The 12,551-nt window shown below is 53.3% G+C and carries 13 protein-coding genes; 2 read left to right on the forward strand and 11 right to left on the reverse strand.

Going from position 1 to position 12,551, the window contains the following annotated elements:
* Window positions 1–15: 15 nt before the first annotated feature.
* A complete protein-coding gene (locus E1B03_RS25855; RefSeq protein WP_103769392.1) occupies window positions 16–918 on the forward strand; it encodes a carboxylate/amino acid/amine transporter in 903 nt (300 codons plus the stop codon).
* A gap of 28 nt (window positions 919–946) precedes the next feature.
* Here the strand turns inward: E1B03_RS25855 and nlpA are convergent, their stop codons facing one another.
* The 10 genes from nlpA to E1B03_RS25905 form a co-directional block, all read right to left on the reverse strand.
* Complete coding sequence (gene nlpA / locus E1B03_RS25860; RefSeq protein WP_133087162.1) at window positions 947–1,765, reverse strand: lipoprotein NlpA; 819 nt, start codon at window positions 1,763–1,765, stop codon at window positions 947–949.
* Between the two features lie 123 nt (window positions 1,766–1,888).
* Window positions 1,889–2,815, reverse strand: a complete 927-nt coding sequence (locus tag E1B03_RS25865; RefSeq protein WP_133087163.1) for an Rpn family recombination-promoting nuclease/putative transposase — start codon at window positions 2,813–2,815, stop codon at window positions 1,889–1,891.
* Window positions 2,816–3,025: 210 nt separating this feature from the next.
* Window positions 3,026–3,769 carry a 2-dehydro-3-deoxy-phosphogluconate aldolase gene (gene dagF / locus E1B03_RS25870; protein ID WP_133087164.1) on the reverse strand — a complete coding sequence of 248 codons (744 nt, stop codon included), beginning with the start codon at window positions 3,767–3,769 and terminating at the stop codon, window positions 3,026–3,028.
* On the reverse strand, window positions 3,756–4,865 hold the full coding sequence (gene dgaE / locus E1B03_RS25875) for a D-glucosaminate-6-phosphate ammonia lyase (protein ID WP_133087165.1): 1,110 nt from the start codon (window positions 4,863–4,865) through the stop codon (window positions 3,756–3,758). Before dgaE ends, dagF begins: the two co-directional genes overlap by 14 nt.
* A gap of 3 nt (window positions 4,866–4,868) precedes the next feature.
* Window positions 4,869–5,729, reverse strand: a complete 861-nt coding sequence (locus E1B03_RS25880; RefSeq protein ID WP_005121522.1) for a PTS system mannose/fructose/sorbose family transporter subunit IID — start codon at window positions 5,727–5,729, stop codon at window positions 4,869–4,871.
* Complete coding sequence (locus E1B03_RS25885; RefSeq protein ID WP_003023960.1) at window positions 5,726–6,475, reverse strand: PTS mannose/fructose/sorbose/N-acetylgalactosamine transporter subunit IIC; 750 nt, start codon at window positions 6,473–6,475, stop codon at window positions 5,726–5,728. The genes E1B03_RS25880 and E1B03_RS25885 overlap by 4 nt, the downstream gene beginning before the upstream one ends.
* Window positions 6,476–6,500: 25 nt before the next feature.
* On the reverse strand, window positions 6,501–6,986 hold the full coding sequence (locus E1B03_RS25890; protein WP_003023959.1) for a PTS sugar transporter subunit IIB: 486 nt from the start codon (window positions 6,984–6,986) through the stop codon (window positions 6,501–6,503).
* A gap of 12 nt (window positions 6,987–6,998) precedes the next feature.
* Window positions 6,999–7,424 carry a PTS sugar transporter subunit IIA gene (locus tag E1B03_RS25895; RefSeq protein ID WP_043018771.1) on the reverse strand — a complete coding sequence of 142 codons (426 nt, stop codon included), beginning with the start codon at window positions 7,422–7,424 and terminating at the stop codon, window positions 6,999–7,001.
* 120 nt (window positions 7,425–7,544) lie between these two features.
* On the reverse strand, window positions 7,545–10,343 hold the full coding sequence (gene dagR / locus E1B03_RS25900; RefSeq protein ID WP_103769388.1) for a transcriptional regulator DagR: 2,799 nt from the start codon (window positions 10,341–10,343) through the stop codon (window positions 7,545–7,547).
* Window positions 10,344–10,433: 90 nt separating this feature from the next.
* Window positions 10,434–10,850 (reverse strand): GNAT family N-acetyltransferase, encoded by a 417-nt coding sequence (locus E1B03_RS25905; protein WP_103769387.1) that lies wholly within the window; start codon window positions 10,848–10,850, stop codon window positions 10,434–10,436.
* A gap of 130 nt (window positions 10,851–10,980) precedes the next feature.
* On the opposite strand from E1B03_RS25905, the gene E1B03_RS25910 reads away from it, so the two are divergent.
* The gene (locus tag E1B03_RS25910) at window positions 10,981–11,274 is read left to right on the forward strand and encodes a YicS family protein (protein ID WP_103769386.1); all 294 of its coding nucleotides are present in this window, start codon (window positions 10,981–10,983) and stop codon (window positions 11,272–11,274) included.
* Window positions 11,275–11,311: 37 nt separating this feature from the next.
* Here E1B03_RS25910 and E1B03_RS25915 read toward each other — a convergent pair whose 3' ends face one another.
* Entirely contained in the window at window positions 11,312–12,259 is a 948-nt protein-coding gene (locus E1B03_RS25915; RefSeq protein ID WP_133087270.1) for a LacI family DNA-binding transcriptional regulator, read from the reverse strand.
* Window positions 12,260–12,551: the final 292 nt, after the last annotated feature.

The raw sequence follows: 12,551 nt of genomic DNA on the forward strand, positions 1-12,551 counted from the left end.
CATGCAGAGGGAAAGATGAGTTCCACCAGAAGAGGGATGATGAACGTCCTGATTGCCGCCGTATTATGGGGAAGTTCAGGCGTTTGTGCGCAGTACATCATGGAGCAAAGTCAGATGTCGTCGCAGTTTCTGACCATGACGCGCCTGATATTCGCCGGGCTTATCCTGCTGATGCTCTCTTTCGTTCACGGCGACAAAGTGTTTTCCGTAATCAAAAACCGCAAAGACGCTATCAGCCTGCTGATTTTCTCCGTGGTAGGGGCGCTTACCGTACAGCTAACCTTCCTGCTGACCATCGAAAAATCCAATGCCGCCACGGCGACTGTGCTGCAATTTTTGTCACCGACCATTATCGTGGCGTGGTTCTCCGTGGTGCGCAAAGCGCGACCGGGAGTTTTAGTGCTGACCGCGATCTTTACCTCGCTTATCGGCACCTTCTTACTGGTCACCCACGGTAACCCGACGTCACTGTCAATCTCACCTGCCGCGCTGTTCTGGGGAATTGCCTCGGCGTTTGCCGCCGCGTTCTACACCACCTATCCCTCAACGCTTATTGCGCGCTACGGCACGCTGCCGGTCGTCGGCTGGAGTATGTTGATCGGCGGCATGATCCTGCTGCCGTTTTACGCCGGGCAGGGCACTAATTTCGTGGTGAATGGCAGTTTGATTCTGGCGTTTTTCTATCTGGTGGTCATCGGCACGTCGCTTACGTTTAGCCTGTACCTGAAAGGCGCGCAGATGATTGGCGGACCGAAAGCGAGCATTTTAAGCTGCGCGGAACCGTTAAGCAGCGCGTTGTTGTCCCTGCTGCTGTTAGGTATTACCTTTACCCTGCCAGACTGGCTGGGCACGCTTTTGATCCTCTCTTCGGTAATACTTATCTCAATGGACTCACGTCGCCGCGCCAGAGCGGTTTAACGTCAACCGGCGCGGCAAAGGGTGATGATTACCAGCCCAGAACCGCGCCGCCGTTAAAGATAGTTTCTGCCGCCTTCGCCACTTCAGGTGACTGATAAGATTGCAGGAATTCTTTCACATTCTCGGCATCTTTGTTGTCTTCTCGCGCCACCAGAATGTTCACGTACGGCGAGTTTTTGTCTTCGATAAATACGCTGTCATGTACCGGGGAAAGCCCGGTTTGCTGGATGTAGGTGGTACTGATAATCGCCACATCCACTTTCTGATCGTCCAGCACGCGCGGTAGCTGCGCACCTTCCAGTTCCATAATATTCAGGTGCCGCGGATTATCCGTAATATCCAGCGCCGTTGGCAGCAGGCCAGTACCTGCTTTCAGAGTGATTAACTTCTCTTTTTGCAGCAGCAACAGCGCTCGTCCGAGGTTAGTCGGATCGTTAGGAATCGCAATCGTTGCACCGTCTTTTAGTTCTGCAATGGTTTTGATTTTCTTCGAATAACCCGCCATCGGGAACACAAAGGTATTGCCCACCGCGACCAGCTTATAGCCGTGCGCTTTATTATCTTGTTCAAGGAACGGACGATGCTGGAAGACGTTAGCATCCAGCTCACCATGGTTAGTGGCATCGTTGGGCAGCAGAGAGCCGCTAAACCCCACCAGTTCCACCTCCAAACCATATTTTTCTTTCGCGACTTTCTTCGCGACTTCCGCCACATCCTGTTCTGCGCCGTTAATCACGCCCACTTTGATATGCTTTGCATCATTGCTCTGCCGATCGCAGCCTGCCAGCAATAATCCCGCCAGTAATACCGCCGCCCCGGCCACGAAATAAGGTATTTTCAGCTTCACGTTTTATCCTTTTGCAATAACCGCCTGATGAGTAATGAAATGACTATAGCGGGAAGGCCGCTGCGGTTTAAAAAACGAAAAAGCATCAGCAAGAAGAAAAAAGCATAATGGGACAAAGATAAATTAGTCGGAAAATGCCGTTAGCTCATCAATTGAAAGCCCGGTAATCATGAGCACCAGTTCACGATCGATCCCCTTCTCAAGCATGGCATGGGCTATCCGCAATGCTTCGTCTTTTTTACCTTCGAGCTTGCCTTCCAGTTTGCCTTCTAGCAGCCCCGTTCTTCGCCCCGACTCACGTAAGCATTCTGCAATCGTCATTAATCTCTCCTTATGTTGGGGAACGCGCAGAGCAACCTCTCGAATAAACGTCTCAAAACGCGGTGCGCTGCCAGACTGCACCAGGTAATTAAATAGCGTTTCTACCTGACTGTCATTAGCGTGTCCCTTAATCAGCAGCGCAACCAGGTTATCGACCAGCACCATTAAATCGCGCTCGCGTATATGCTTCTGGACAAGTTCCAGTAGCGCCACTCGCCGGTGCTGCATAATCTCATCATCGGACACCACCGTGATGTCGACCAGCGGGAAGGCCGCGCCATATAGCCGCCGCGCAATTTCTGGATCATCAAATTCATCCAGCCAACACAGTGAAAAAGGGTACGGGCTGGCGACGCCATGATAAAAAAGGATCGGAACCACCAGCGGCAGCGTTTTGTGGCCGGCATCAAGGTGATTCTGCATCGCGGTAATGGCGTAACGCATCATTCGAAATGCCATATGAGCATCCGGTGAACTCTGGTGTTCAATCAACGCGTAGATATAACCTTTACCGGTTCTCGTTTTTAGCGACCACAGAACATCGGAATAACTGGCTCGCAGGTCTTCCTCAATAAAACTCCCTGGCTCCAGCTTCAATGTGTTCAGATCGCAAAGTTCACGTAATGGTCCGGGGAGATAGGTATCAAGAAAATCCCGTGCCGTTTCTGGATGACTTAAGAACTTTTTAAATACCGCATCATGCGGCGTAGATGTTGTTGGTTTTTTCATGGCGGTCCGTCACCAGATGAACAAGATGACGAAACCTTACTCGCCAGTCGCACACTCAACATCAGGGAACTTTTCTATCTGCGAGGCGCTTTGGTGGATAAATACATACTTCTGCAATGTATTCATTTTCAGGGAATGGCGTTCGCAAAAATGCCCGGTAAGGATTAACACCTCCGGGCATTTTTTATGCGCCATCCAACGATGGCGACATCACACCAGGGTTTTGACTATTTCCATCAACCTGACCACATCTGCAGGCCGGGTATTGCCGGTCTGTGGGTCGATAATCGAGCTGTAAATATGCGGCATGACGCGCGGTACCCCCGCTTCCAGACAGGATTGCAGGATAACGCCGAAGTTATCGAGATCGATACCGCCGGTCGGTTCAATCAGCGTCATGCCGTTTCGTGCCGCTGTCGTCGCCAGCGCGTACAGCTCAGGCAGCGACTGCTCACCGCCCATCGGGAAGAACTTCGCCGCGTGAGCCCCGGAATCGAGCATCATACGCACTGCTGCATCGCAGGAAACGCGGGCTGGCGTGCCCTGGCTGCTGCTGACGCCGGTCGAGATCAACACCTCCCCCGGCGTGCCTGTGGGACTGACTAGCGCGTTGATATGGGTCTGTTCACCGCCCGTTGCCGCCAGGGCGCCTGCCGCAAACCCGCAGCCGGTAAAGGTCTGGTTGACGTGTGCCGGATGGACCTGTGAGGCAATCATCGCCGCTTTGTAATACTGCGCCGGGTCTCCCGCCCCCAACCCTACAGAAATCGACGGCACATCAACCATCCAGCGTTTCACTTCCCGAACGCCTTCTTCAACCGAGGAAAACTGCGCAGAAAGAATGCCGATTACCGCATGGCCTTCGGCAGCATCATAGATTTCTCGCGCATTGGCGATATCCTTCGCCAGCACGTTAATGGCGACTTTATTACGATAAAAATTAATCTGCTGCATGATCTGCAATCTCCTTTAATCGGGCCACGATCAGCGCCATTTCCCCTTCTGCGACCGTACGCGGGTCAAGGCTAAAAACGCCCTGATGAAGGTTGTAACGGCGAGCGTAAATCGCGATTTCACCCTCTCGCAGTTGCGCTTCTACGGCGTAAGCATCCATCCCCAGCGCCTGCGCATTCACCCGAATACGAATCCGCCAGATGGCGCGCCCGGCCTCATCCTGCTCGATATCCGCATCCAGACCACGAATCTCTGAAATAGCCTGCGCCACGGGCAGGAGCTCTTCGGCGGTGACCACGGTTTGTCCCTGATGGTAGTTTTCCAGGGCATACACCAGCCCAACCATATTCTCTTTGCCGATTTTCATCGCCCGGGCAATTCCGTGATGCTGAGCCTTACAGGCCGCAATCCACTGTTTCTTCCCGGTGATAAATCCGGAGGTCGGTGCGTTAAAAGCTTTTGCCCCGCTGTAGACCACCATATCCGCCCCGCTTGCTACCCAGGCGTGTAAATCTTCCTCGGCGGCGGCATCGACAATCAGCGGCAGGTTGTGAACCTGCGCGACCTGCACAAAATCCGCAATGCTCAACATGCCTTTCTGCACGCAGTGGTGCGATTTCACGTACAGCAGCGCGGCAGTGTTGTAGGTAATCGCGCTCTCCAGTTGCCAGCGGGCCGCCAGATTACTTGAGCCGACCTCCACCACCCGCCCGCCACCCAAACGGATGGCACTGGTGATGGGCGCACCATAGTCCACGTTATGCCCGCGCAGCATCACCACTTCATTGGCCATACCTGCGCTGTCCGGCATCAGCGTGACTCTTGCCTGGTCACCGCGGGTAATGGCGGCGGCAACGGCGATGGCAATACCCGCCGACGCACAGGACGTGACATAGCTGTCTTCGGCGCCGGTGTAGCGGGAAACCAGTTCTCCGGTTCTGTCCACCAGCCGATCAATTTCAACAAAGGCAGAGGCTGCCCGCGCGGTGGCTTGCATCACGTCCGGCGCCACGCTGGAAACACCCAAAATCGTCATCTTGCCGCAAGCGTTAATGACCTGTTTTAGTCCCAACTGTTGATAGATATTCTGCGTCATGGCTTACAGCACTCCCAGCAGCGAACAGACCACGCTGAGCGCGACAATCGACAGCAAAATCGTGGTGTAACGCGGACCTTTCTTCACAAGGTAGAAGTAAATGGCAAACACCGCCGCCAGCGGCAACAGACCGGGTGCGATCGAGTCGAGGATTTGCTGAACTACCACTTCAGAGCCTTTCAGGGCGCTGAGTTTTAACGGCGTGGTGATCTTGACGTAGCTTGCAGAAAGCGCGCCCATCATGATCAAGCCCAGCACGTTTGCGCCGTAGATAAGCTCTTTAATTCGCCCTCCCTGCAGCAGGCCGATAATCGAGTCGCGCCCCAGCGTATAGCCTTTGTGAACCATGCCGTAGCTGATTGCCAGCGTAATGGCTGGATAGAGGATTAATGGCACAATTCCGCCCATCGCGCTGCCATTGGCGGCGAACGGGATGAAAATAGCAATTAACAGTGGCATCACGGCGGCCCAGATGATGGAGTCCCCCATCCCGGCCAGCGGTCCCATCAGCCCAGTTTTAATCCCGGTGATGGAGGCATCGCTGATCGGCTCGCCGCGAGTTTTCTGCTCCTCCATCGCAATGGAGATCCCCTGAATCACCGCCCCAAAGGTCTGCTCTGAGTTGAAGAAGTTCAGATGGCGTTTCAGCGCTTCCACCTGCTCCTCTTTTTGCGGGTAGAGTTTTTTGATGATCGGCGTCATCGAGGCACAGAAAATCAGGCTTTGTAAACGCTCATAGGAGCTGGAAACTTCCGCGCCCAGCCAGTAGATAAACCAGGCCTTGGTGATGTCTGCTTTGGTCAGCGTACCGCTTTCACGCGCGCGCTCCACCAGTTCGTGCTGCATTACGTCGCTGCTCATCATGCTGCTCCTTCATTTTTCGCCAGACCTTTAATCAGGAAGGCCACGCAGGTACCAAAGATTGCCATCGCCATGATGTCCACCTTCAGGTACAGCACCGCAAAGAAACCGCCGATAAACCACGGCAGCAGGCTCTTTTTACCGATCACCATAATGGTGATGGCGAAGCCCAGCGCTGGCAGAATACCGCCCATAATTTCAAAGGAGTGTGTCAGCCAGTGCGGCATCAGCTTCAGGAAACTTTCTACTACGTCCTGACCAAAATAGTTGGCGGCAAAGACCACCGGGAAACGCAGAACCAGACCGAGCAACGCTGGGTAGAGGAACGCACAGCGCATAATGCCCGCCATGTTTGCCGTTTCCGCATGCTTGTCAGCCATATGCACCCACGCGGCGTTTAACGTGCGGCGTAACTGGTCGAGGAACACGCCGATGACGCCAAACGGGATCGCCAGTGCAATAGCCAGGTTCGGGTCCATGCCGGCCTTCACGGCGATAGGAATTGAAATACAGGCAGCCAGTGCCGGATCCGACGGGACGTTACCGCCCGGCGTGGAGGTCACGCCAAGATAAACCAGCTGCATACCTGCACCGATGATCATCGCCGTTTCCATGTTGCCCAACAGCAGGCCAACGAATACGGCAATCACGACGGGTTGTAGCAGCATGGCGGAGAAGGTGTAGCCAAGACGTAATCGGGCAAACCAGTAATACAACCCCATCAGGCTTGCAAAGACTAAAGTATCCATAATTAAGTACCCTGTTATCAAAGGATTAGAATTTTTTCAGGATATCGTCCAGCGACTGTGGCTTATCTTCCGGGATAGTCTGGAAGAACACCTGAATCCCACGATTTTTCAGGTCGCTCAGAATGCCGACGTCTTTTTCATCCAGCGTAATGTTCTGGAATACTGCTTTGCGATTTGGCCCACCGCCCAGCCCACCGACCTGAATAGTGGTGACATCAAAACCCAACTGGACCGCTTCCTGAACCGCCGCCAGAGAAGGGAACAGCACCAACACTTTGCCGTCACCAAGCTGGTTTTCTTTCCAGGCTGCCGCAAAACTCTGGTTACCGAAACAATCCACTTTGATGTTCGGCGGCGCAGCCATCAGGTAGATGTTTTTCATAAACGGATCGGCATCCAGCTCATCGCTGACCACCGCAATCCGGTTTGCCTGAGATTGTCCAACCCATTTGGTCACCACTTGTCCATGAATCAGACGGCTATCGATACGACATAAGACGATGTTTGCCATGATGTTTATTCCTTATTGTGATTGTTGTAATTGACGTACGTGGGCAACAACGTCCAGGCAACTGCTACGCCCGGCCTCGACCAGATCGGCCACGCAGGTGGTCAGTTGGCCATGCTCGCGTTTGTCGAGCGCCTCCAGTAACAGCGAGGCGTTGAGCCCGGAAATCACTGCCACCGGGTAATCGGCGCTCAGCCGTGCCGCCACGTTAGACGTGGTGCCGCCAATAAAATCGGTCAGGATCAGTGAGCCTTCCGGCATAGCTTTCACTACGGCTTCAACGCGCTGATAAAACTCGCCGAGCGTATCAACGGGCATTAGCGCAATTTCCGTCACGCCTTTGATTTCGCCCATCACCATGCGTAGGCTGTTGCAAAGCTGTTGCCCCCAGCCGCCATGGGTCAGCAGCAGGATCTGGGGCAAGGATTCAGTGGTAGTCAAAATGGCCTCCTGGCTCGATTACATAGACATAGGTAAACAGAGCAAAGGCTGTGCCAGAATTTGTGTCACGCGGGGGAGTCGTGGGTATTGGCGGGGCGCAAAGCCCCACCAGACAAGGGATTAGCTATACAGCAATTCGTAGATATAAAAATATTCCGCGTCCGATAAGCGAATGGCATAGGCCTCTTCGATCGGCAGGAAAGCCGATTTAATGACACTAAACGCGCGAACATCCAGATCCGGTTTGTTCTCCAGCGCCATCTGTAACGGTTTGCGGTTAATCACGATACGCTCAACCATACAGCAGCAGTGGATCAGGAAGCGCAGTGTCACCTGACGGCTCGGTTTGAGCGAAAGCGCGGTGGTCAGATGATTCAACACACCTTCCATCTCTTTCAGAATACGCTGCGGGTTGAGCACCGAAATATGGTTAATGATGCTCTCCATGGTCAACGCGCTGATAAAGCGCATCGCGCTGCGCTCCATCTGCAGACGACGTTCGCTACTGGAGAGATCTGGCGTCAACAGGCTGAGCACCAGTTCAGGGCCTTGCTCAGAGAACAGCTCCTCGAGCGAGATAAACGGAATATCCGGCAGTCCCGGCTGGAAAGTACCCACGATGCCCGCCAGACGTTCACTGGCGTTAATCGCCTGCTGAACGCGCTCCAGGCTGCGAACTTCGTTGTAATCGAGGATCACCATCCGTGTGTCCTGCGACATCAGCTCGCCAAAGCTCTCTTCCAGCACCTTTTTGATTTTTTCTGCTGTTCCCATTCCTGTGATGCAGGAGATAACCAGCACTTTACCGCTGTTTTCCTGCTGCGGTGTACAGAGCTGACAGGGAATATTTTTGCTCTGCATCAACGCCGCCAGCTGCGGCAAGTCGCTGGTTTCATAGCTTAAATCCAGCCCAATCTCCAGCAGGCTGGTGAGCGTAATATTGGGCATCAGCAGAACGTCTATCTGAAATAATTTGCTGATCGTACTGCCAAAATGGACCAGCGAGCCAATATCCACCATCAGGATTAATCGGCGATATTGCCGGGTCTGGATCATCTGCGTCAGGGCTTCCAGCGTGTCATGCACCGACTGCTCGAAAGGCATATCGATAGCGCTGAACACCTCGCGCTCCAGCACGCGATTCACGTACTGCGCCTGGCTTGTGGCGGTCGTCGCGCCGTGGGCAATCAGAATCACCCCGCAGTCCGGACTGGCGTCAATCCGTTGGCGGTAATGGCGGCACTCTTTGAGGAACAAGCACAGCCAGACCACTTCCGTTGCCGGGCACTGAATATGCAGCAGTTCATTGATTTTTCGGCATAACAGCGTGGCGTTTTCGTATTCGTCTTTACAGCGATCGAGGATCAGGCTGGAAGAATAAAGTTGTGGAATAAGGCCGCGCTGCACATAGCCAATCAGTGCCAGGAAGTGTTTACGCAGCGGGTTAACCAGATTTTCCGGCAGCGTGAAACCAAGCACCTGCTCAACGCAACCGATCAGCAGTGTGACTCGCTCTTCAATCTGATCGCCATAGCGCGGGGGATGCGCCACGCTGTCGCGGCTATAGAGACCATATTCAAAAATCGAGCTGAGTTTGTTTTTGAGGATTGCCAGCGTTTCGGCGGGCGGCACGTTGCTGTTACGCAGGTTGATATATTCCCGGGTCAGGAAACTGTAAAAGAGATCGCTCTCTTCAATTTCAGCTCCGGTGGCCAGCGAATTTTTCAGCGCGGGCAGCGTGCGGGCATCAATACTCAGGTGCTCTTTGCCTTCGAACAGCGCCCCAACCAGCAGACGTTGTTCCGGCGTGGCGTTAAAGGGGATCTCGGTCAGACGTTTATCCAGCTGTAGCGTATCGCTATGCTCTGTCATTCCCGAGGCCCAGGCCTGGGCGCAGAGAAACTGAATATCGCTTTTGAGCTGACCAATATTGCCTTCCAGCGGCTTGTTCAGCAGCCAGAGCAGCAGGGTGCGGTCGATGCTTATCGTACGCTCGATTTTTCGGCTCTCACGCTGTAAGAAGCCAACGATCAGTTCAACCTGCTCTTCTACCGAACGCTGGCGGATGCCAGGGAGATCGATACACACCTGAATACGGCGCTGGAACGTGCGCAGCAACGCCGAACTTACCGGTTCGGTGGTCGCACATATCAGGCGAACCGAGATTGAACGCGCCACGGCGCTTGAACCCAGCGGCCGGTATTCGCCTTTGTCGAGAATAGAAAACAGCTTTTCCTGACCTTCATACGGCAGGCGATGCACTTCATCGAGCAGCAGATAGCCGCCGTCGGCCTGCTCGACCAGGCCGGGTTTATTTTCGTTTGCGCCGGTAAACGCCCCCTGTCGATGACCAAACAGGTGTGAAGAGAGCAACTCCGGATTATGCGCGTATTCCGCACAGTTGAAATAGACCAGCGGTGGAGGCGTTCCCGCTGCGCGTTCGCAGGCGAAACGGTGCATCAGTTCGGCAAAGAATGTTTTACCCACGCCGGAGGGACCGGTCAGCAGAACATGCAGCCCGTGGGGATACAGCACCGCCGCGCGGCCTTTTTCCACGGCATCGCGCAGGCTACGATCGTAACCAATCAGGCCGAAAAAGGGATCGTCTGTCGCCTGGTTTTCCTGCACAGGCAACAGGTCGGCAACGGTTTGCACTTCACGCTCGGACTCATCCAGTTTGCGCCCCAGCAGCGTTTCAATCGCCTGACGATGCAGAAAGAATACCGGGCGCCCGCGGCTTTTAATCGCCAGGCCGTCGTTCCAGAGCTGATTGAGATCTTTACTGACCGAGTTGCGCGCCAGCCCGAGGTTAAAGCCGATGGCCTCAGCCGTGAACCCCGTTTCCTGCGCCAGATGGGCAAGATTCAGTCCTCGCGTCAGCCGTTCCAGCTCTCCCAGTATTATCTCAATCCGTCTCATCTCTCTACCGCTTAAGAAATAAATGATTGTTCAGAACATACACTATTCTGCTGCGCAAGAAAGTGAGGCGGCGTCCAGACCTTCCGGTCATCAAAACGTTTTTGACAAATAATGGCGCGCGGAACCGGTTTCCGGAAAGTTATCGAGGGTCATTTGCAACTGATAACCGTTTTTCTGATAAAACGGCAGCGCCTGGAAGCTCATGGTATCCACCAGCGCATGCAGGCATCCTCTCTCACGCGCCGTCTGTTCTGCGGCCTGCATCAATTTTGTGCCGTAACCGCCTTTACGCAGCGAGTCATGCATCCACAGGAAATCAATGCACAACCATTCACCTTTGATTTTGCCGATCAGCCCGCCCACAATTTCATTGCGTTCATCGCGCCAGTACACCGCCAGGTCGCCAAAATTGGTGGTTCTCAGAAACTGGCGATTGTAAGCGCGTAGTCCGGCAAGCAGGGCATTTTGATCGTCTTCGGTAATCGTATCTGTAATCTGTATTTGCATCCTATCCTCCTGAAATAACTACGACTTCTGGCTGATTTATTTTTAGACATTAACACAGGGTGATGAGTGAGTCGTATGCCGTCTACACTTACTCTTGAGATGATGCGCATAGACAACAAGGATTATTATCATGAAACGAGTCATTTTTCCGATTATTGCCGTCTTTTTCACGCTACCCGGTCTGGCGCAAGCCGACTCGGCTTATGGCAGTCTGCAGGCTGTACACGAAAAGAATACCGTTATGAAGGATTTACGTAAGATTTGCACCCCGCAGGGCTCGCCATCGGATGAGGTGTGGGAAAAAATGATTCTGGCCGATACGAGTAATCAGCAGCATATCCGCGAAGCGATTCTGGCAATTCAAAGAAACAATCAGAACAACTACTGGGAAGCGCTTGGCAAAGTTGAATGCCCGGATTTATAGGCGTGAAGCGAAGTAGCTCCACGCCAGGGGGATAGCGTTAACGCTGAGGAATAATTAAGTCGCCGCGCAGCACGTACGAGCCCAGCACGCTCTGGGTTTTCTCGTTAAGCCAACTGACGATCCGTGCCGCCATGGCGTCCATAGAATATTCAATCGCCGGGATAGTTGGGATCCCCGGCAGATGCAGCGATCCGGCCAGGCTAAAGACCATAATGTCTTGCGGAACAGATTTATTAAACGCCTGCAACTGCGGAATCACCCGCTGTGCCTGCTGCTCATCCGCCACCAGCAGTGCGTTGAAATTTAGCGTCGACGCGTTGTTAAGCAGCTCTTGCAAGGCCACTGACGATGACGTTGCGGCCATAAATACCAGGTTACGGTTAAACGGCAGGAAGTTTTTTTCCAGTGCGTGTTTATAGCCCAACAGCACCTGTTCGGAGAAACCCATCCCGTCCGGATGAATTAAGGCAATCTGGCGTCGGTTCTGACTTATCAGGTAGTTACAGGCGGTTTCGGTGGCAAATTCATGATCGAACTGAATGCTGTTGACGTCATCGCCGGAATCCAGACAATCCACCAGAATGACATTCTCCTGATTGATATTGAGCGGGAAACGCGCGCCGATAATCAGGACGTCGTCGCACAAACCGCAGCTTAATTCATCAAGAGCGCTCATGACTTCCGCTTTGGTATTGGCAAAACGCAGCAGCAGGTGCTTTTGATGCTGGCTAAGATGCTTCTCCAGCGCGTAGAGATAACCCGTTGTCTGATTGATGTTGTCCTGCGCGCATATCACGCCAATACAGCCCGTAGACTGGCTGAGTAGCGACTGTGCTATCACGTTCGGACGATAATTGAGTTCATCCACCGCTTTCAGTACGGCGAGGCGGCTGGCCTCTTTTACGCCGCGCGAACCGCTCAACACGCGTGATACCGTGGCTTTTGACACGCCAGCCAAACGCGATACATCGTTGATAGTAGACATCATTCTCCCCTGACAGGACCCGCCCGGCCCTTTCCATCCTGAATTTAACATTGGCTCAAATAATCGCCATCCGCAGTATAGCTGTTTCCGTTTTTCATGGAAACCGATTTTCCATTTGGACTCAAAAAGAGATTTCCACAGCCAATTTCGTGAGCTAAATCCAAATAATTAGCCTCATAAGAATAAGATCTTGATGGCTGTCACAATTCCGTTTTCCATGGATGGAAACCGGTTTCCGTATGATATCAAATCAGACTCGCAATAAGTTTTTACATTTAAAGGATGGTTCACC

This window comes from Citrobacter arsenatis (genome assembly GCF_004353845.1).
Lineage (GTDB): Bacteria > Pseudomonadota > Gammaproteobacteria > Enterobacterales > Enterobacteriaceae > Citrobacter > Citrobacter arsenatis.